The organism is Pandoraea iniqua (assembly GCF_902459685.1).
GTDB lineage: Bacteria > Pseudomonadota > Gammaproteobacteria > Burkholderiales > Burkholderiaceae > Pandoraea > Pandoraea iniqua.
In genome coordinates this window covers 993101-1013070 of record NZ_CABPSF010000002.1, presented here as the reverse complement: position 1 = coordinate 1013070, position 19970 = coordinate 993101, and the positions used below count along the sequence as shown (strand labels likewise).

The following is a 19970-nucleotide window of genomic DNA, read 5'->3' as shown; positions in this document are numbered from 1 at the left end:
TTGGTCGGACCGGGACGGTCAGGCTTGGCTGAGTGTCAATGCATCGCAGGCGGGCGTAATGTTCACGCGCACGCGGTAGGGCGTGCCGTATTGATCGCGCAATGTGTAGGTGCAGCCCTGCGCGTTTGCCGCGCCCTGATAGGGCCCTAGACTGTCGTTGGCGACGAACGCGATGGCGCCACAGGCGAAACGTGGCCAATCGTTCTTCGCCACGCGGAACGCCCCGGTGTATTGCACTTGCGAATAAACAAATTCGGGGGTCGGCTGCTGGTCGGTCGGTGGCTCGGCGTAGCCGCAAAAAGCGCCACTCTGAGAGTTCGGGCTCAACCACTTGTAGCTACTGGCGAAACTCGCCGGGGCCACGTCCATCGTGCGCATGGCCTGACGTGCGCCCGTGGCCAGCACGAGGCCGAGGTAGTAGATGGTGACCTTGATGTTCGAGCCGACGGTGTATTTGTGCGTCTGCTCCCAGTCCTGATTCCACGCCGAGAATGGCGGGCTGACCGGGGCGACGGGAATGAGATCGACCGTGCCGTCCGAATGGCTGATGTTTTTTGAAAAGATCTCCTCCTTGTTCTCCAGCGTGATGCGCATGCCGATCGTCTTCCTCGCATTCGCGAAGTCCGCCGTCTGCACGTAGTAGTGAAGGAACTCCCTGTTTTCGACCGCGATATCAGCGCCGCCGGGATGGAACTCATACACGTTCTTCGCGAGCGATGACCCCCATGTCCCGATCGGCACCGGCATTGACGAATCGACGAGGGGCACCTCCTGCTCCGAGTTGCCGTCGACCACACGAAGCGTCGCGGTTTCCGCAGGAGACAAGTTCTTGTCGGCTATGAGTTCGATTTCCAGCCGGACCTGACAAAGCCCGTTGTTGTAAGTCCGTTCGCCGCCGGAGCTGACGGTGACCTTGAACGTGTGAATGATCGTTGCACGCTCGTCCGATTTCGTATCCATGAGTCACCTCGCCGCAGTGGCAGTATGCGACCCATGTTACGAGCGCCGATATGCCACACAACTGTCAACGTTGACAGGTCGGCGAGGATGCCGGGGATGCGCGCCTCAGGAACTGCGTTTCAGACTGCTTTCAGGCGCTGCGTTTCAGGTAGAGGCCGGTGCCGCGAAACCGGCACACTTCTTCGCCGTGCTGGTTGGTCGCCGTCCATAGCTGGCGCACGATGCCGCGATCAGGGCGGCTTTTGGACGGCCGCACTTCGAGCGTGCTGCTGGTCACGTTGATCGTATCGCCCGGACGCACGGGAGCGAGCCATTCGATTTGCTCGACGCCGGGGGAGCCCATGCTCGACGAGCGCACGAGCAGTTTGTCGACGTTGAGCCGCATCATGATGCTGCACGTATGCCAGCCGCTGGCGACGAGCCCGCCGAAATGGGACGCACGCCCGGCCGCTTCATCCACGTGAAACGGCTGCGGGTCGAACTGGCGGGCGAAGTGCACGATCTCGTCGGCAGTGAAGGTGTACGTCCCGAGATCGAACGTATCGCCAACGGAAAAGTCCTCAAAGTAGTACTCAAGCGTTGCCATGACAGCCTCCTGTGACCGAATGAAAGAGTCGGGAATGCCCGGATAATGCCGCGCCTTAATCCGTCACTTTACACCCAAGATGAACGGTTTCTGATAGCGGCACAGCCTTCGTCGCACCCACCATGATTCGCTTCATCCTCAAGATTTCGTGCCGCGATATTGAAAATATGATTAGCACTACGAATATTTTTTCAACAGCGTTCCCGATCCATCCGTCAAACGCCGGCGCAGCACCTCCCGACGCGGCACTCACCGGTCATCCATCTAATTCGGCGGATCACACGATCTTCCAGACGCTGCTTGTCGACCTGCACGTACCCGACGCTGGCCAATGGGCGCAACGCATGGCGCAGGCCTGTGCGCGACACCCGGGGCTTCGCACCAGTCTGATACTCGCGCTCACGCAGACACCGCTTGGCGACATCGCGAGATGGCTCGATGCGGACAATGATCCGCTGGTTCAGACACTCAACGACCACGCGGATCTGGCCGACGGCATCCTCGCCTCGCTGGAGCGGGCATTGTCGACGCGGCGCCCGTACGAATCGCTGGAAGAGATCGTCGCCCGCGTCACATCGCGAGACAACCTGCGCGACATCCGGCGCTCGTTTGACCGGGATGACGTTCGCCGCCAACGCGAGTTCGACGCCCGGGACGGCCCCTTCGACGTCGGTCATCGCTGGAAGCAAGACCTGTGCAACACGTTTATAGGGTTGCGGATGGCGGGCACCGGCCACGATCCGTGGCAACAGGATCGGGATTACGAAGCCATCGCCCGTGCGCTGGCGGCCGAAATGCCCGCCGGACCCGATCACCCTGCGTGGCACAAGCATGGCGCCATCGGCGTATTGACAGGGCTGCTCTATGCGCTCGGCGGCGCGAAAACGACGTTCGACGCGATCGGCGACTGCCTCATGCGCGTCGTCGACAGCGTGGGCACGGCGGTGAACGCCCCGCTGCCCGCCGATCCGCTGGTGTTTGCCACCGCACAAGGCGCCGTGATCGAGCGAAGCACTGCCCTGCCCCAGCCGCTGCGGCATGCCCTGCATCATCCACTTCGTCACCATCATCATCACCATCGGAAACACGACGTCCACACGCACTCGCAGGGATCGCACGCCGACGGAGTGTCTGCCGCCAACCCCCATCACGTGCACGGCCATCGCCGCCATCAACGGCGGCATCTGAACGAGACGCACACCGCCGAGCACTCACCGCTGGCGCCTTCCACGACGATTCAGCGGCTGATCACCCTCGCGACGACCCAGATTGCCCGGCATGAGGCGCAGTTCGATTTCACGGCACGGGTCGCGAACATCACGGACTGGTCGCAGTTGATCCGGAAAAACCTCGCCGCGGCCGCCACGCCCGGCCGGACCCCGTTCGACTCGGACCAGTGGTTTCTGAATCGCTTCCGGTTCTTCTACCCTTCCAAGGAAAACGGGGCACGGGCCGGGCAAATGGATCGTGGCGGCCTTGAGGAATCGACGAAATTGACGCAGGCTGCCCTGCAATATTTCGGGTCGGGGGAAGCCCTCGGAGGCGCCGATGTGGAGTTCGGCATCTATGCGCACGGCGCGCCTCGGCTCGGCCATTATCAGCCGTCCGACGAGTCGACCCGACTGAGCGTGAGGCGGCTCATGCAAACCATTCACGCCAGCCGGTCAGTTCCGCTGCGGACGCTCGACGCCATGCGCTCGCACAACACCAGCGCGCCGCTCGATGCGCCGCTGTATCGCCACCGGGTCACGATGCTCGCCTACGATGCCGAGCTGGAGTACGCCGCCGGACAACTCTCGCAGACGGGGCTGATTCTTGCCCAGCTCGTCGCCTACGCCCCGAGTGCGGCGCAGCGCATCGCGTCGGATTCGAATCTCGCCGAGCTTCAGGGGTACACCCTCGATGTCCAGATTCCCGGGCGCAACGGTCTGTCACGCCCCGGCGGCATGTTCGCGGTCTCGCAGTCTGCGAGGACGGCAACGGACAACGGCGGGCGGGTCATTCTGTACGCGGCCGGCAGCACAGCGCCGCTCAGGGAGTACGCCTCGATCGGGCATCTGGTGCAGGACTTCGCGCGTGGCAAGGTGTCGGGCGCCTACGGCGACATGATGCAGCGACTGCCCCTGTCGATTGCGCGGGACGTCATGAACGGCACAGTGTGCACGATCTCGCTGACGGCAACGGACGGCGATCTGGTGCACCTGTCGCTGGCGTCGAGCGCTGAAGTCATCGGCAACGACATGCGACGCGCCGGCAGACAACTCGTCTCAGGCGAACGGCGCACGGCATGGACTCACTGGCTGGCAGGGGTGCCGTCAACCGACTTCGAAGCCGAACTCGAACGACCGGCGCCGCAGGTCACCGGATTCAAAGACCCGCTGCCGCCACCACAGCAGCTTCACATTCGTCTGGAGACCATGCAGCAGGTGCGGGCAATGACCGACCTGCGCGCCAGCGTCTCGGCGGCACTGCCCGACCTGCGGCGAGGTGCCGTGCAGTATGCCGCGCAGTTGGTCGAGGATATGTCGGGGGCCAGCATCGACGCGGCAAAGGTGTACATGCACGTCTACGCGACGCACATCGGGCAGGGACCGATCGCCAACCCGCCATGGAAAACGGTGCAGGCGTCGGGCACCGCCACGCTGGACCAGATCGTTCTCGACATTGCTCAGGGGGAGCGCGAGACGACGTTGTCGGCCAATACGGAAGCCATCTTCTCGCTCGACAGCGAACCCCACGGCGCGCGCGCGCTGTTGTTGGGATCACTCACGCCGGTGCAGTTGCTTGCCCGCATCGATGCCGGTCAATTCGTCACGCAGCAAGGCCGCCGGCTCGATACCTTCTGGAATACGCACGAGGGGCAGGTGCGCAGCGCGCTGAAAAGTGCCTTCGTTATGGATGCCTTTCTGCAAGGACACGACCACAGCCTTGGCGCAGAGGGAGTCGACATCGCGCGACGCATCGCCCGCTGCGAACGCATGGATTTGCTCGATCTCGACCACTTGCCGGAACACTTCGCCGTTGCGGGCTCGCACCTGCAAACGGCATGGCTGCGCATCGGCGGGGCGATCTCCGATATTCAGGAATTCACGGACCTGCGCAACGGCTGGATTCTGATTTACACGCCGCGCCTGTTGGCGAACAGCGTGAAGGAATTCCCCGACCGCCGGCAGCTCAGCGACTGGGTGCGAGCACAAGCGCGAGACCCGAACGCCTGTGCCCGGCTGCTCAGTTGCTTCTCGCAGGCAGACCGCCGCGACGAAAAGGCCCCGGGCGTCGACGCCGTGCTTGCCGCCATCGACATCGGGGCATCCACGCCACGCAAGATTTTTCCAAGCGAAACGTTTGTGGGTGACCCGTTCTCGGAATTCGTGCACGTGTTCCGCCAGCGCACACGAGACGAGATCATCAACCCGCGCGTGGCGCTGCCGGACAACCCGCAAGCGGTCATTGTCTCGCGCATTCTGCAAACGCTCGCGATGCTGAACTGGATGACCGGGTTCGGCATCGTCGTTGACGCGCCCGTCCCCGGCCTGCTCGAAGCCAACGTTATTCTGTCCTTCAACAACATCGCCATGGGCGGGACCACCGCCGTGCTCGGTGACGACCAGACCCGTCCGGCGGGCTGGGCGTCGTTGATGGCCGGCATTGCCGGCGGCATTCCCATCGGCTACCACTACAAGGCCAGCCTTACCTTTCAGGACGAAGTGCAGTTGTTTATCAACCGCACGCCGTTCGCGCAGCTCAAGCGGCTGATGCCCAATTTGTACCGAAGCGAGGCGGGATTTGTGGCGACCTCGGGAGACGCCCGCTTCGACGTGGAGTACTACCCCACGCAGGGAACCTGGCGATTAACGGACCCTACCGGACTGAACGGACCGGGGCCGGCGATTTCACAGACGTCCACCTACGAGTGGGTGCTCGACGCGGAAACGCCGGCGGCCGAGAGCCCGGCACCCGTTGCGTCGTCGGTGTTTCATGACGACATCAGCCGCAATTTTGTGGATGTGGAATTCAGGGCGAAAAGCGCAGCACTGGCCAACGCGGTCGTCGACGCCGACCGCGAGGCCTTCCTCGCCGGCAAGATCGAGGCCGGGGCCAGCCCGCTGCAATGGGACGCGTCGTACCGTCCCGCCGATCTGCTCAAACTCGACTTCACCGATCCGGCACAGAAAGACCCGCGATTGCTGGGCATTCTGGCGCGCCGGATCAACGATGCCCTTCGCTTCGAATCGACGCAGCGGGCGATCGCCAACGCCCGAATCGTGGCCGAGGACGTTCGCGCGGCAGGGGGAATCTTCGAGGCGTTCACGCAGACGGCCTACGTCAACAGCAATGCCGACGGTCACACCGGCTTCTGCCTGCCATTGACGCGTGCGATGGCGGCCGCGCTCCATATCGGCCGCGACGGTGCCTTCATCGGCAATCTGCGGCGCGCCATCGCGAGTCCGCAATCGGAGGCCGCGATCCGGCTGCGCGACAACCTCGTCGCGCTGCATTCGAATGTTCAGGCAAACCGGTTGGAGTTACCTCTGCACGGCATGCGCAGCGGGGAGAATGCGCTGAACATGGAGCAGCTCTTCCGCCTGTTCACGGCGGGGCACCTCGACATGCGCACGTACGTCATCAAGACGCGGGCGCACGCCATGTCCGTCACGGTGGGGACCCGTGCTTCGTGGTTCTACGATGCGAATTTCGGGCTGGCCCGGTTCAGTACCCCGCAGCAGCTTGCGGTGGCTTTCGCGACACACCTGACCGAGCGAGGACTTGGCCGCCTCTACCGGTCGTATGGCACCGCCGACAACCTGCTCTTTCTCGTCGACACGCTACAGACACAGTTGCTGCGGCACGTCGAACTGCGCCCGGGTGTGACCGTCAACGATATCCTGAAGCCGATGCTGTGAGGGCGCCCTATTTATTGCAGTGTTTCTTTCGCGCCTTCGGGGATCGGCAAAGCCATCACGTCGATGCCCTCGTCGGCAAGCGCCTCGGACTCTTCGCGGGAGACGGTGCCGCGGATATTGCGCTCCGGGGCTTCCTGATAGTGGATTTTGCGGGCCTCTTCGGCAAAGTTCTTGCCGACGTCTTCCGTGTTGGCAATCACATGCCGCACGGCCTTCATCCACAGCGCCTGAATTTCGCGTTGGGCTTGGGCGACTTCGGGCGGCAGTGACGGGGCAGACGACGGACCCGATTTTGCAGCGCTTCCCTTCGCGCCCGGGGAGCCGCCTGCGGAGGCGGTCGACGCCGAATCACGCCCCGTTGCGCCCGAGAGATTCAGACGCGGGGCCGACGGCACGCGCACGATGCCCGTGTCACCGCAGACGGGGCAAGCGACCAGCCCGCGAGACTGCTGCGACAGGTAATCGTCCTCCGAGCCGAACCAGCCCTCGAAGGTGTGCTCGTGCGCACAACGCAAATCAAAAACCTTCATGACGCAATGAGTGTGTCCCTGCCCGGCCATGGACCGGGACTGGAATCAATAGTGAGGCGCCCGCTGCGGCGGGCACCGTGGCTTCAGCGCAGCGGCGAACGCTCGTTCGGCTGCCAGACTCCGGATAATATCTTTTCCAGCCAAAACGCGCCGATAACCGATTTGACGTCCGTGATACGGCCATCGCGCACCCATTGCAGCAACTCGGTGGCCGGCATCTTGAACACGTCGAGAAACTCGCCGTCATCGAGCTTCTGCTCGCCCAGCGTGAGGTCGCGCGCCAGCCAGATGTCGATGAACTCGGTCGAGTACGAAATCACCGGGTGGATACGCGTCAGGTAGTCCCAACGCTCGGCGTGATAACCGGTCTCTTCGAGCAGTTCGCGCTTGCCGCAGGCCAGACCGCCCTCGGCTTCATCGAGCTTACCGGCAGGCAGTTCGGTCATCACGCGGCGCAGCGGATAGCGGTACTGGCGCTCCATGAGCACCTGCCCGTCTTCGAACAACGGAATCACCATCACCGCGCCCGGGTGCGTGGTGTATTCGCGCGTGGCTGTCTTGCCGTCCGGCAGGCGGACGCTGTCGCGCTTGATGGTCAGGAATGCGCCGTCGTAGACGGTATCGGTCGTGATCTGCGTCTCTACGAGGTGCTGATCGTCAGTTTGACGTTGTGTCATGAAACCTCCATGGCGGCACAAAGCGTGCACGAAACCGGTTCAAAACCATACAAAACCATACAAAACAAAACGCCGCCCAGTGGGCGGCGTCTCATGAAGCCAACATCTTACGCGGCAGCCGCCGGTCGATGACGCCACAAGTACCGGTAGACGAACCCCGGAAACGCGAACACGACAAACAGGCTCGCCGTCACCGCGTAGAACTCCCAGCCCTGCGCGAACACGTTGCCGATGCTCTTCTCGATCAGATAGCCGAGTGCACCGACCACAAAGTACGCCACCACCATCTCAAGCAACCGCAGCCACAACGACTTGACCGGTTGCTTGCGGGGGATGAAGCCGAACAGGCGTTGGTTCACGAACGGCAGGTTCGCGCCCAGCAGCGCCAGCAGAATCACAAGCGTACCACCTGCCGTCATACCCATCGTTCGTGTCTCCGGTCGTTCGTCTTGTTGGCTCGCTTTAGCTCGCCAAGGTCAGCTTGATCGTGCGCAGGCACCAGTCCATCAGCGGCCCCGGCATCAGGCCGAGGTACACCAGCACCAGACCGTTGAGCGAGAGCACCAGACGCATCGTGCCGCTGCCTTCCAGCGCGTTGCTGTCTTCAGGCTTGTCGAAGTACATCAGCTTCACGACACGCAGGTAGTAGAACGCACCGATCAGCGAGGCGATCACAGCCACGACGGCCAGCCACACCATACCGGCATTGATCACCGCCTGAAGCACCGCCAGCTTGGCGTAGAAGCCTGCCAGCGGCGGAATACCGGCCAGCGAGAACATCAACATCAGCATGACGAAGGCAAACCACGGGCTGCGTTGGTTCAGGCCCTTCAGATCCGACAGGTTTTCGGCTTCGAAACCCTTGCGCGAGAGCAGCAGCACGATACCGAACGTGCCCAGCGTCGTCAGCAGGTAGATCACGCTGTAGAACAGCGACGAACCGTACGCGTCGGCGATACCGTCGATCTTGCCGCCCACCACACCCGAGAGCATGCCCAGCAGCACGAAGCCCATGTGCGAGATCGTCGAGTACGCCAGCAGACGCTTGACGTTGGTCTGCACGATGGCCGTCAGGTTACCGATCACCAGCGAGAGCACCGCCATGATGATCAGCATCTGTTGCCAGTCGATCGCCAGCGGCAGCATGCCTTCGACGAGCAAGCGCAGCAGCAGTGCGAATGCACCCAGCTTCGGCGCGCCACCGATCAGCAGCGTGACCGGGGTCGGTGCGCCTTGATAGACGTCCGGCACCCACATGTGGAACGGGGCAGCGCCGAGCTTGAACGCCAGACCGGCCACGATGAACACCACGCCGAACACCAGCACGATCTTGTTGACCGCGCCCGAGGCGATGACTTCGAAGACCTTGGCCAGTTCGAGCGAACCCGTCGCGCCGTACATCATCGACATGCCGTACAGCAGGAAGCCCGAAGCGAGCGCACCCAGCACGTAGTACTTCATGGCCGACTCGGTCGCGTTCGACGAATCGCGCCACACGGCAGCGAGTGCGTACAGCGACAGCGACATCAGTTCCAGACCCAGATACAGCGTCAGGAAGTTGTTGCCCGAAATCATCACCGACAGCCCCAGCAGCGAGAACAAGCTGAGGATGTAGAAGTCGCCACGGGCCAGACCGCGGGCTTCCAGATACTTCTGGCCGTAGACGAACGTCATGAACGTTGCCAGACCACCGAAGGCCTTGAGCAGGTTCGACATCGGATCGGCGACGAACACGTTGCCGAACAGGTAGTGCGACGCCGGGTCGCTGGCGTTGCACGCCCACAGCACCGACACGACCGCAGTCGTGATGAGTGCCAGCACGTAGTTCAGCTTGCGCGTCTGGCCGAGGAACGCGTCGCACATCATGATCACGAGGATCATGAGCAGCAGGATGGCCTCCGGCAACGCAGGCAGCAGATTAATGTTTTGCATGATCTAGATTTCCTCCCCGATTACGGCAGCTTGGTCTGCGCCACGTGGGCGAGGAGGTTAACCACGGAGGTGTGCATCAGGTCCGTGAAAGGCTTCGGATAGATACCCATGAACAGCGTGAGTGCAGCCAACACGGCCAGCATGAAGAACTCCCGCTTGTTGATATCGATCAGCTCGCGCACGTGGTCGTTGGCAATCGCACCGAAGATCACGCGCTTGTACATCCACAGCGAATACGCGGCACCGGTGATCAGCGAAGTGGCTGCGAGCAGACCCACCCAGAAGTTCAGCTTCACGGCACCCAGAATCACCAGGAACTCACCCACGAAGCCCGACGTTGCCGGCAGGCCGCTGTTGGCCATCGCGAACAGCATGAAGAACGCGGCAAACTTCGGCATCGTGTTCACCACACCGCCGTAGTCGGCGATGTTGCGCGAGTGCATGCGGTCATACAGCACGCCGATACACAGGAACATCGCGCCCGACACGAAGCCGTGCGAGATCATCTGCACCAGCGCACCCTGCATGCCGATTTCGCTGAACATGAAGAAGCCCAGAATCGCGAAGCCCATGTGAGCGATCGACGAGTAAGCCACCAGTTTCTTCATGTCGGTCTGCACCAGCGCCACGAGGCCGATGTAGACCACGGCGATCAGCGCGAGCGTCACCATGAAGCCCGACAGATAGTGGCTGGCGTCCGGTGCGATCGGCAGCGAGAAGCGCAGGAAACCGTACGCGCCCAGCTTCAGCATGATCGCAGCCAGCACAACCGAGCCGCCGGTCGGGGCTTCCACGTGGGCGTCCGGCAGCCAGGTATGCACCGGCCACATCGGCACCTTCACCGCGAATGCCATGAAGAACGCCACGAACAGCAGTATCTGCACGTTCATCGGGATCTTCGCTGCGTACCAGTCGGTCAGCGTGAACGAACCCGTTGCGTTGTACAGATAGATCAGCGCGACCAGCATCAGCAGCGAGCCGAGCAGCGTGTACAGGAAGAACTTGAACGCGGCATACACCCGGTTCGGACCGCCCCACACACCGATGATCAGGTACATCGGGATCAGCGTAGCTTCGAAGAAGACGTAGAACAGCAGGCCGTCTTGCGCCGAGAACACGCCGATCATCAGACCCGAGAGGATCAGGAACGCGGCCATGTACTGCGCCACGCGTTCGGTGATCACTTCCCAGCCCGCGATCACCACGATCACCGTGATCAGCGCGGTGAGCACCACCAGCCACAGCGAGATGCCGTCGATGCCCAGGAAGTAGTTGATATGAAAGCGTGCAATCCAGCTCGTCTTTTCGACGTATTGGAAGGCCGACGTGTTGGCGTCGAAGTTCGAGATCAGCGGCAGCGTGACCAGGAAGCTCACCAGCGAACCGATGAGCGCCAAGACACGGGCGCCCGTCGGGTTACGGTCATTCCCCACCGCGAGGACAACGATCCCCGACAAGATGGGCAGCCAGATGGCCAGACTCAGAAGCGGTAGCGATTGCATTTTTTTGTGGCTCCCCCTTTTACTTGCCGTTCAACGTCACAAACAGCGTCAGGAGCCCGAGCATGCCGATGATCATGGCGAACGCGTAGTGATAGATGTAACCCGATTGCATGAAGCGGATGACGCCGGCGAGCCAGCCCACCAGACGTGCGCTGCCGTTGACGACGGCGCCGTCGATCAGACCCTGATCGCCTGCCTTCCACAGACCGCGGCCGATTTTCAGCGCGCCCTTGGCGAAGACCACTTCATTGATCTTGTCCATGTAGTACTTGTTATCGAGCAGGTTGTAGATGCCCGAGAAGCGGTTCTTCAGCGCTTCCGGAATGTCCGGACGCTTGAGGTAGAAGAACGCGGCCAGCAGGATACCCAGTGCCGACAGTGCGATCGGCAGCGTGCCGAACGAGTGCACCGCCATGGCCACCCAGCCGTGGAATTCGTGGCTCAGTTCTTCCATCGCCGGGTGATTCTCGCCGATGAAGATGACGTCCTTGAACGCCACGCCTTGCTTGAAGAACGAGCTGAACAGCATCGGCGCGATCGCGATGGCACCGATGATCACCGACGGAATCGCCAGCAGGATCAGCGGAATCGTCACAACGGCCGGCGATTCGTGCGGCTTCTGACCCGGGGCCAGACCGTGGTGTTCGCCGTGATCGTCCTCTTCTTCTGCATGGTGGGCGTCGTGGTGGTCATGATGTGCCTGACCGAAACGCTCCTTGCCGTGGAAGACGAGGAAGTACATACGGAACGAGTAGAACGCGGTCACGAAGACGCTGGCGACCACTGCGAAGTACGCGAAGCCCGAACCCGGCAGATGCGAGGCGGCCACGGCTTCGATGATCGAGTCCTTCGAGTAGAAACCGGCGAAGAACGGCGTACCGATCAACGCGAGCGAACCGAGCAGCGACGTGATCCAGGTAATCGGCATGTACTTCCACAGGCCGCCCATGTTGCGCATGTCCTGATCGTGGTGCATGCCCATGATCACCGAACCGGCACCGAGGAACAGCAGCGCCTTGAAGAACGCGTGCGTCATCAGGTGGAAGATGGCGACCGGGTAGGCCGACACGCCGAGCGCGACCGTCATGTAACCGAGCTGCGAAAGCGTCGAGTAGGCCACGACACGCTTGATGTCGTTCTGGATCATGCCCAGGAAGCCCATGAACAGCGCCGTGATCGCACCGATGATCGTGATGAACGACAGCGCGGTGTCCGAGAGTTCGAACAGCGGCGACATGCGGCTCACCATGAAGATACCGGCGGTCACCATGGTGGCCGCGTGGATCAGTGCCGAGATCGGGGTCGGGCCTTCCATCGAGTCCGGCAGCCAGACGTGCAGCGGGAACTGTGCCGACTTACCCATGGCGCCGATGAACAGGCAGATACAGGCCACGGTAATCAGGCGCCAGTCGGTGCCCGGGAACGACAGGGCCGCGACATCGTTGGCCTTGGCGAACACTTCGCCGTAGTTCAGCGTGCCCGTGAAGGCCAGCAGCAGACCGATACCGAGCAGGAAACCGAAGTCACCCACGCGGTTGACCAGGAACGCCTTCATGTTGGCGTAGATGGCCGTCGGACGCGTGTACCAGAAACCGATCAGCAGGTACGAGACCAGACCCACCGCTTCCCAGCCGAAGAACAGTTGCAGGAAGTTGTTGCTCATGACGAGCATCAACATCGAGAACGTGAACAGCGAGATGTACGAGAAGAAGCGCTGGTAGCCAGGATCTTCCGCCATGTAGCCGATGGTGTAGATGTGCACCATCAGCGAGACGGACGTGACCACGCACATCATCGTGACGGTGAGGGTGTCGATCAGGAAGCCGATCTCGAGCTTCAGGTCGCCGATGCGTGCCCATTCGTAGACGGTGGCGTTGAAGCTCGCCCCGTTCATGACGTCGAGGAACGTCATGACCGAAAGGATAAACGCGACCAGCACGCCAAGGATCGTGACCGTGTGCGCGCCCGCGCGTCCGACTTGCTTGCCGAACAAACCGGCGATCACGGACCCGGCCAGCGGCGCCAGCGGGATCGCGAGCAACAGTGTGGGATTCAGTGTGGATGCCATAACAGCGTTCGCTTTATTAACCCTTGAGGCGGTCGAGATCTTCGACGTTGACCGTTTCGAGCTTACGGAACAACGTGACCAGAATGGCCAGGCCAATCGCAGCTTCTGCGGCGGCCACCGTAAGGATGAAGAACACGAATACCTGACCGGCAATGTCGCCCAGGTAATGCGAGAACGCGACGAAGTTCAGATTGACCGCGAGCAACATCAGCTCGATGGCCATCAGCAGCACGATCACATTTCTGCGGTTGAGGAAAATACCGGTAATGCTGATCGCGAAGAGAATCGCGCCCAACACCAGGTAATGCGCTAGCGACAACGACATCATGCTGGCTCCTTATTCCGCCGCCGGCGTGTCGGCGCCGGTGGACTGCTGCCGGGCTTCGGCGGGCATCGACACCAGACGCACGCGCTCGTGTTTCTTCACGCGCACCTGCTTGCTCGGGTCGGTCTGTTTGTGGTCCTTACGGGTACGCATGGTCAGCGCAATCGCTGCAACCACCGCCACCAGCAGGATCAGACCTGCCACTTCGAAGGCAAAGATATAGTCGGTGTAAAGCGCAATGCCGAGCGCCTTGGTGTTCGGCACGTCGGGGGCCGACACGGCCTTGACCGGCGCACGCGTGGCACCGTAGCCGCGCATCAGCACAAGCGCTGCTTCGACGATCATGATCGCGCCGACGGTACTCGCCAGCGGAATGAACTTGCCGAAACCGCGTCGCAGTTCGTCGAGATTGATGTCGATCATCATCACCACGAACAGGAACAGCACCATCACCGCGCCGACGTACACGAGCACCAGCATGATCGCGAGGAACTCAGCCTCGAGAAGCATCCAGATCGCAGCAGCGTTGAAGAAGGCCAGCACCAGGAACAGTGCCGACTGCACGGGGTTGCGCGAGGTCACGACCTTCAGACCCGAGACCACGAGGATCAGCGCAAACACGTAGAAAAGTAAGGTTGTGAATTCCATAATCACCGAAGTGTCGCCAAATTAGCCAACGTCAAGCCGTACCGGGCGCGCCGACCAGCGTCGCGCCCTGCCCTGCATTAACGGTACGGCGCATCGGCCGCCTTGGCCGCCGCGATTTCGTTTTCGTAACGATCGCCCACCGCGAGCAACATCTCTTTGGTGAAGTACAGATCGCCACGCTTCTCGCCGTGATACTCGAGGATGTGCGTTTCGACGATCGAGTCCACCGGGCAGCTTTCTTCGCAGAAGCCACAGAAGATGCACTTGGTCAGATCGATGTCGTAGCGCGTGGTGCGACGGGTATTGTCTTCACGCACATCCGATTCGATCGTGATGGCCATTGCCGGGCACACCGCTTCGCACAACTTGCATGCGATGCAACGCTCTTCACCGTTCGGATAGCGGCGCAGCGCATGCAGACCGCGAAAACGCGGCGACAGCGGCGTCTTCTCTTCCGGAAACTGCACGGTCACTTTGCGTGCGAACGTGTAGCGCCCTGTGAGCGCCATGCCCTTGAGCAGTTCCAACAACAGGAAACTGCCGAAAAAGTCTTTGATTGCCCTTACCATGGGATTCCTCTACTCCGTTCGCCTCAGCCCCAGATGTTCCAGGGGGACATGATCCAGACACCCACCACGATCACCCAGACAATCGTCAGCGGCAGGAAAACTTTCCAGCCCAGACGCATGATCTGGTCGTAGCGGTAGCGCGGGAACGTCGCACGTACCCAAATGAACACCGACAGCAGCAGGAACACCTTAAACGCCAGCCAGAACACACCCGGGATGAACGACAGGAAGCCGAACGGCGCACTCCAGCCACCCAGGAACAGCACCGAGGCCAACGCCGAGATGATGATCATGTTGATGTACTCGGCCAGGAAGAAGAGCGCGAAGCCCATGCCCGAGTACTCGATCATGTGACCGGCCACGATTTCCGATTCGCCTTCCACCACGTCGAACGGGTGGCGGTTCGTTTCCGCGATACCCGAGACGAAGTACACGACGAACATCGGCAGCAGCGGCAGCCAGTTCCACGACAACAGATTCACGCCCATGCTGGCGAACATGCCGTGCTCTTGCGAGCGCACGATGTCCGACAGATTCAGCGAGCCGGCCGTCATCAGCACACACACCAGTGCGAAGCCCATCGCGATTTCATACGAAATCATCTGGGCCGACGCGCGCATGGCGCCGAGGAAAGCGTATTTCGAGTTCGATGCCCAACCGGCCAGAATCACGCCGTACACACCGATCGACGAAATCGCCATCGCGTAGAGCAGACCGGCGTTCACGTCGGCGAGCACTGCGCCCGGCTGGAACGGGATCACCGCCCAGATCGCGAAGGCCGGCAGCACTGCCATCACCGGGGCGATGGCGTAAATGCCCTTGCTGACCTGCGTCGGCGTGATCACTTCCTTGAGCAGAAGCTTCAACACGTCGGCGATCGGCTGCAACAGACCGGCGGGACCCACGCGGTTCGGACCGAGACGCACGTGCATCCAGCCGATGAGCTTGCGCTCCCACAGAATCAGGTACGCCACGCACAGCAGCAGGATCACGGCCACGACGAGGATGCGGACCAGCGCCCACACCGTCGGCCAGGCCACGCCCAGCAGCTGCGTGCCGTATTGATTGATGACTTCGTTCAGGCTCATTTACGCCTTCTCCACCGAAATTTCACCGAACATCGCGCCAAGCGCGGCGGATGCCGGCGTGGCTGCCGGGACGCGCACCACATTGGCAGGCAACGTTTCCGAGCGAGCGGCCGGCAGCGTGACCACCGCGTCGCCTTGGCGCACGCGCACGGCGTCGCCGGCAGCGAGGCCCAGGCTGTCGAACAGCGCAGCCGGCAGCGTGGCACGCAGCGAGGCCTTCGCATCGTTGGTCAGTTGCAGCGACGGAGCGCGACGCACCAGCGCGTCGGCAGCGTAGATCGGCACGTCGGCCAGACGCTGAAGACCCTGTGCAGCAGCCTTCGGTGCGGCCAGCGTTGCCGTGGCACGGTTGTCGAGCGCAGCCGCCGAGAAACCGGCGAGCGCTTCGGCGCGCACTTGTTCCACGGTGTCCTGTTCGAAACCTTGCAGCTTGAGCAGATTGCCCAGCACGCGCAGCACCTTCCAGCCCGGACGCGTCTCACCCAGCGCACGCACCACACCGTTGAAGTGTTGCGGCAGACCTTCGGCGTTGACGAACGTACCGGCCGTTTCCGTGAACGGGGCGATCGGCAGCAGCACGTCGGCGTACTCGAGGCCGTGCTTGAACGGCGAGAGCGAGACCACCATCTTCGCGGCGCTGAGAGCCGTGAGTGCTTGCTTCGCGTCGGCCGAGTCGAACTCGGGTTCGGCGTTGAGCAGCACGTAGGCCTGACGCGGCTGTGCGAACAGTGCCGCAGCGCCCTTCGCGTTGGTGGCCTTCACTGCGTAGCCGCCGACCGTGTTGGCGCCTTCGGTCAGGAAGCCCAGCGTGGCGCCCGTGATGTCAGCGATCACTTGCGCGATCGCATGCAGTTGTGCGAATTCCGGATGCTGAACGGCAGCATTGCCGAGCAGGATCGCGCGACGCTCGCCGTTGATCAGCGAAGCGGCGATGGCCTTGGCAGCGTCGCTGGCGGTCACACCGGCCAGTTCTGCCGGGGCAGCAACACCCTTGGCAGCGGCGGCAGCCACAGCGATACCGGCCAGTTCGCTGACCCAGGCACCCGGTGCGGCGATGATCTTGTTCGCGAGCTTCACGAGCAGATCGTCGTCCGAGCCGTGCAGCAGGTTCAGCTGACCGCCCGTCTTCACGGCGGTGCGCAGACGCGACGCGAACAGCGGATGATCCTTGCGCAGGAACGAACCGACGACCAGTGCGCTTTGCAGCTTGTCGAGTTCCGTGATCGGCAGGCCGAGCCACGGAGCACCCTTCGTACCGCCCGACACATCCGTCTGACGCAGGCGGAAGTCGACGTTGTCGCTGCCCAGTGCGCGCACGAACTTTTGCAGCAGGTGCAGTTCTTCGACCGTGGCGTGCGGCGAGGCCAGACCGGCAACGGCATCGGCGCCGAAGTCGCGGATGATGTCCGTCAGGCCGTGGCCGACGTACTCAAGCGCCGTCTGCCAGTCGACTTCGTGCCACTCGCCGCCTTGCTTGAGCATCGGCTTGGTGAGGCGCTCGTCGCTGTTCAGACCTTCGTACGAGAAACGGTCCTTGTCCGAGATCCAGCACTCGTTGACCGCTTCGTTTTCGAGCGGCACCACGCGCATGACCTTGTTGTTCTTCACTTGCACCACGAGGTTCGCACCCACGCCGTCGTGAGGGCTCACCGACTTGCGGCGCGACAGTTCCCAAGTACGGGCGCTGTAACGGAACGGCTTCGACGTCAGTGCGCCAACCGGACACAGATCGATCATGTTGCCGGACAGTTCGGAGTCGACCGTCTTGCCGACGAACGACGTGATTTCCGAGTGCTCACCGCGGCCCAGCATGCCGAACTCCATCACCCCGGCCACTTCCTGACCGAAGCGCACGCAACGCGTGCAGTGGATGCAGCGCGACATTTCTTCCATCGAGATCAGCGGGCCCACATTCTTGTGGAACACCACACGCTTCTCTTCCTGGTAGCGCGATGCCGACTTGCCGTAACCGACCGCCAAGTCCTGAAGTTGGCACTCACCGCCCTGATCGCAGATCGGGCAGTCGAGCGGGTGGTTGATCAGCAGGAACTCCATCACCGACTGCTGTGCTTTCACAGCCTTGTCGGAGTTGGTGCGCACGATCATGCCGTTGGCAACGGGCGTGGCGCAGGCCGGCACAGCCTTCGGGGCCTTCTCGACCTCGACCAGACACATGCGGCAGTTCGCTGCGATCGACAATTTCTTGTGATAGCAGAAGTGGGGAATGTAGGTGCCGTTCTTCTTGGCAGCCTGGATCACCATGCTGCCTTCGGGCACCTCGACCTTTTGGCCGTCAATTTCGATTTCAACCATAGCGGTTCAATGCCAAGCGTCAAAAGGGATTAGTGAGCGCCGACCAAGCAATGCTTGTGCTCGACGTGGTAGGCGAACTCGTCCCAGAAGTGTTTGAGCATGCCGCGCACCGGCATCGCTGCGGCATCGCCGAGCGCGCAAATGGTACGGCCCATGATGTTCTCGGCCACCGAGTTCAGCAGGTCGAGATCTTCCTTGCGGCCCTCACCATGCTCGATACGGTTGACCACGCGCCACAGCCAGCCAGTACCTTCACGGCACGGCGTGCACTGACCGCACGATTCTTCGTAGTAGAAGTACGACAGACGCAACAGCGAGCGCACCATGCAGCGCGTCTCGTCCATGACGATCACCGCCCCCGAACCCAGCATCGAGCCAGCCTTGGCGATGCTGTCGTAGTCCATGGTGGTTTCCATCATGAGACCCGCCGGCACGACCGGTGCGGACGAGCCGCCCGGAATCACTGCCTTCAGCTTCTTACCGCCGCGCATACCACCGGCCAGCTCGAGCAGTTCGCCGAACGGCGTGCCCAGCGGCACTTCGTAGTTGCCCGGCAGCTCGACGTCGCCCGATACCGAGAAAATCTTGGTGCCGCCGTTGTTCGGCTTGCCCATTTCCAGGTATTGCTGCGGACCGGTCGCGAGCAGGAACGGCACAGCTGCGAACGTTTCGGTGTTGTTAATCGTCGTCGGCTTGCCATACAAGCCGAAGCTCGCCGGGAACGGCGGCTTGAAGCGCGGTTGGCCCTTCTTGCCTTCGAGCGATTCGAGCAATGCAGTCTCTTCGCCGCAGATGTACGCACCGTAACCATGGTGACCGTGCAACTCGAACGAGAAGTCCGTGCCCAGAATGTTGTTGCCCAGATACCCGGCGGCGCGCGCTTCTTCCAGCGCCTCTTCGAAGCGTTCGTACACTTCGTAGATTTCACCGTGGATATAGTTGTAGCCGACCGTGATGCCCATGGCGAAACCGCCGATGGCCATGCCTTCGATCAGGGCGTGCGGGTTGTAGCGCAGGATGTCGCGATCCTTGAACGTACCCGGTTCGCCTTCGTCCGAATTGCAGACGAGATACTTTTGGCCCGGGAACGCACGCGGCATGAAGCTCCACTTCAGACCCGTCGGGAAGCCAGCGCCTCCACGACCACGCAGGCCCGAAGCCTTCACGTCGGCGATCACCTGCTCGGGCGTGAGGCCTTCTTTCAGAATACGGGCGAGCTGCTGGTAACCACCGCGCTTGACGTAATCTTCCAGATGCCAGTTATCGCCATTAAGGCCCGCGAGAATCAGCGGCTTGATGTGACGGTTGTGCAGCGACGTCATGCTTTCTCTCCGGCAGCGGCCTTGGCCTTGAGCTCATCGAGGAGCGCATCGACCTTCTCTTCGCTCATGAAGCCGCACATGCGGTGATTGTTCACCAGCATGACCGGGGCATCGCCGCAAGCGCCCATGCACTCGCCTTCCTTGACCGTGAAGAGGCCATCGGGCGTGATGTCGTTGTATTCGACGCCCAATTTTTCCTTCAGGTACTTCGCCATCTCTTCACCACGCGTGAGTTGGCAAGGCAGGTTCGTGCACACGGTCAACTTGAACTTGCCCACCGGGCTCGTGTTGAACATGGTGTAGAAGGTTGCGACCTCTTGCACCGCGACTGCGGGCATTTCGAGGTAGTCCGCCACGAATTGCATGACTTCGGGCGACAACCAACCTTTCTCGACCTGCGCTACGGCAAGTGCGTGCATCACCGCCGACTGTTTCTGGTCGGCAGGGTATTTGGCAACGGCACGGTCGATTTTCTTCAGGGCTTCGGGAGAAAGCATTTCCGATCCGACTGTTCTCTAAAACGTTATCCCCGCTCGTGCCAGCACG

Annotated in this window: 16 protein-coding genes; 1 reads left to right on the top strand and 15 read right to left on the bottom strand. The window is 61.9% G+C overall.

What is annotated here, in order from left to right; all coding sequences use genetic code 11:
* Positions 1 to 18: 18 nt before the first annotated feature.
* Together PIN31009_RS10310 and PIN31009_RS10305 are read right to left on the bottom strand one after the other, a co-directional pair.
* Positions 19 to 960 (bottom strand): hypothetical protein, encoded by a 942-nt coding sequence (locus tag PIN31009_RS10310; RefSeq protein ID WP_150790139.1) that lies wholly within the window; start codon positions 958 to 960, stop codon positions 19 to 21.
* Between the two features lie 130 nt (positions 961 to 1090).
* The gene (locus tag PIN31009_RS10305) at positions 1091 to 1546 is read right to left on the bottom strand and encodes a MaoC family dehydratase (protein WP_150790138.1); all 456 of its coding nucleotides are present in this window, start codon (positions 1544 to 1546) and stop codon (positions 1091 to 1093) included.
* Between the two features lie 167 nt (positions 1547 to 1713).
* Between PIN31009_RS10305 and PIN31009_RS10300 the strand changes: the two genes are divergently transcribed.
* Positions 1714 to 6450, top strand: a complete 4737-nt coding sequence (locus PIN31009_RS10300; protein WP_150790137.1) for a dermonecrotic toxin domain-containing protein — start codon at positions 1714 to 1716, stop codon at positions 6448 to 6450.
* An 11-nt stretch (positions 6451 to 6461) separates the two neighbouring features.
* Here the strand turns inward: PIN31009_RS10300 and PIN31009_RS10295 are convergent, their stop codons facing one another.
* The 13 genes from PIN31009_RS10295 to nuoE form a co-directional block, all read right to left on the bottom strand.
* Entirely contained in the window at positions 6462 to 6980 is a 519-nt protein-coding gene (locus PIN31009_RS10295; protein WP_150790136.1) for a DUF1178 family protein, read from the bottom strand.
* Positions 6981 to 7063: 83 nt separating this feature from the next.
* Positions 7064 to 7657, bottom strand: coding sequence for an NUDIX domain-containing protein (locus tag PIN31009_RS10290; protein ID WP_058379360.1), 594 nt, complete (start codon positions 7655 to 7657; stop codon positions 7064 to 7066).
* Between the two features lie 107 nt (positions 7658 to 7764).
* A complete protein-coding gene (locus PIN31009_RS10285) occupies positions 7765 to 8076 on the bottom strand; it encodes a DUF2818 family protein (RefSeq protein WP_150684288.1) in 312 nt (103 codons plus the stop codon).
* Between the two features lie 43 nt (positions 8077 to 8119).
* The gene (gene nuoN, locus PIN31009_RS10280; protein WP_058379361.1) at positions 8120 to 9589 is read right to left on the bottom strand and encodes an NADH-quinone oxidoreductase subunit NuoN; all 1470 of its coding nucleotides are present in this window, start codon (positions 9587 to 9589) and stop codon (positions 8120 to 8122) included.
* 20 nt (positions 9590 to 9609) lie between these two features.
* Positions 9610 to 11091 (bottom strand): NADH-quinone oxidoreductase subunit M, encoded by a 1482-nt coding sequence (locus PIN31009_RS10275; protein WP_058379362.1) that lies wholly within the window; start codon positions 11089 to 11091, stop codon positions 9610 to 9612.
* 19 nt (positions 11092 to 11110) lie between these two features.
* Positions 11111 to 13159, bottom strand: coding sequence for an NADH-quinone oxidoreductase subunit L (nuoL, locus tag PIN31009_RS10270; RefSeq protein ID WP_058379363.1), 2049 nt, complete (start codon positions 13157 to 13159; stop codon positions 11111 to 11113).
* 16 nt (positions 13160 to 13175) lie between these two features.
* Complete coding sequence (gene nuoK, locus PIN31009_RS10265) at positions 13176 to 13487, bottom strand: NADH-quinone oxidoreductase subunit NuoK (protein WP_023596640.1); 312 nt, start codon at positions 13485 to 13487, stop codon at positions 13176 to 13178.
* A 9-nt stretch (positions 13488 to 13496) separates the two neighbouring features.
* Positions 13497 to 14132 carry an NADH-quinone oxidoreductase subunit J gene (locus tag PIN31009_RS10260; RefSeq protein ID WP_058379364.1) on the bottom strand — a complete coding sequence of 212 codons (636 nt, stop codon included), beginning with the start codon at positions 14130 to 14132 and terminating at the stop codon, positions 13497 to 13499.
* A 77-nt stretch (positions 14133 to 14209) separates the two neighbouring features.
* A complete protein-coding gene (nuoI, locus tag PIN31009_RS10255) occupies positions 14210 to 14701 on the bottom strand; it encodes an NADH-quinone oxidoreductase subunit NuoI (protein WP_039399235.1) in 492 nt (163 codons plus the stop codon).
* A gap of 23 nt (positions 14702 to 14724) precedes the next feature.
* Positions 14725 to 15789 carry an NADH-quinone oxidoreductase subunit NuoH gene (gene nuoH, locus PIN31009_RS10250; protein ID WP_058379365.1) on the bottom strand — a complete coding sequence of 355 codons (1065 nt, stop codon included), beginning with the start codon at positions 15787 to 15789 and terminating at the stop codon, positions 14725 to 14727.
* Positions 15790 to 18102 (bottom strand): NADH-quinone oxidoreductase subunit NuoG, encoded by a 2313-nt coding sequence (gene nuoG / locus PIN31009_RS10245; protein ID WP_150684078.1) that lies wholly within the window; start codon positions 18100 to 18102, stop codon positions 15790 to 15792.
* Positions 18103 to 18131: 29 nt separating this feature from the next.
* Positions 18132 to 19424: an NADH-quinone oxidoreductase subunit NuoF gene (gene nuoF, locus PIN31009_RS10240; RefSeq protein WP_058379367.1), complete on the bottom strand. Its 1293-nt coding sequence runs from the start codon at positions 19422 to 19424 to the stop codon at positions 18132 to 18134.
* On the bottom strand, positions 19421 to 19921 hold the full coding sequence (nuoE, locus tag PIN31009_RS10235) for an NADH-quinone oxidoreductase subunit NuoE (protein WP_058379368.1): 501 nt from the start codon (positions 19919 to 19921) through the stop codon (positions 19421 to 19423). The genes nuoF and nuoE overlap by 4 nt, the downstream gene beginning before the upstream one ends.
* Between the last annotated feature and the right edge of the window lie 49 nt (positions 19922 to 19970).

Bases quoted from the DNA above. Each gene is read 5' to 3' on its own strand.
- PIN31009_RS10275 (WP_058379362.1), bottom strand. From the start codon at position 11,091: ATGCAATCGCTACCGCTTCTGAGTCTGGCCATCTGGCTGCCCATCTTG.
- nuoI (WP_039399235.1), bottom strand. From the start codon at position 14,701: ATGGTAAGGGCAATCAAAGACTTTTTCGGCAGTTTCCTGTTGTTGGAA.
- PIN31009_RS10310 (WP_150790139.1), bottom strand. From the start codon at position 960: ATGGATACGAAATCGGACGAGCGTGCAACGATCATTCACACGTTCAAG.
- PIN31009_RS10300 (WP_150790137.1), top strand. From the start codon at position 1,714: ATGATTAGCACTACGAATATTTTTTCAACAGCGTTCCCGATCCATCCG.
- nuoE (WP_058379368.1), bottom strand. From the start codon at position 19,921: ATGCTTTCTCCCGAAGCCCTGAAGAAAATCGACCGTGCCGTTGCCAAA.
- PIN31009_RS10295 (WP_150790136.1), bottom strand. From the start codon at position 6,980: ATGAAGGTTTTTGATTTGCGTTGTGCGCACGAGCACACCTTCGAGGGC.
- PIN31009_RS10260 (WP_058379364.1), bottom strand. From the start codon at position 14,132: ATGGAATTCACAACCTTACTTTTCTACGTGTTTGCGCTGATCCTCGTG.
- PIN31009_RS10290 (WP_058379360.1), bottom strand. From the start codon at position 7,657: ATGACACAACGTCAAACTGACGATCAGCACCTCGTAGAGACGCAGATC.
- nuoN (WP_058379361.1), bottom strand. From the start codon at position 9,589: ATGCAAAACATTAATCTGCTGCCTGCGTTGCCGGAGGCCATCCTGCTG.
- nuoF (WP_058379367.1), bottom strand. From the start codon at position 19,424: ATGACGTCGCTGCACAACCGTCACATCAAGCCGCTGATTCTCGCGGGC.
- PIN31009_RS10285 (WP_150684288.1), bottom strand. From the start codon at position 8,076: ATGACGGCAGGTGGTACGCTTGTGATTCTGCTGGCGCTGCTGGGCGCG.
- nuoL (WP_058379363.1), bottom strand. From the start codon at position 13,159: ATGGCATCCACACTGAATCCCACACTGTTGCTCGCGATCCCGCTGGCG.
- nuoH (WP_058379365.1), bottom strand. From the start codon at position 15,789: ATGAGCCTGAACGAAGTCATCAATCAATACGGCACGCAGCTGCTGGGC.
- nuoG (WP_150684078.1), bottom strand. From the start codon at position 18,102: ATGGTTGAAATCGAAATTGACGGCCAAAAGGTCGAGGTGCCCGAAGGC.
- PIN31009_RS10305 (WP_150790138.1), bottom strand. From the start codon at position 1,546: ATGGCAACGCTTGAGTACTACTTTGAGGACTTTTCCGTTGGCGATACG.
- nuoK (WP_023596640.1), bottom strand. From the start codon at position 13,487: ATGATGTCGTTGTCGCTAGCGCATTACCTGGTGTTGGGCGCGATTCTC.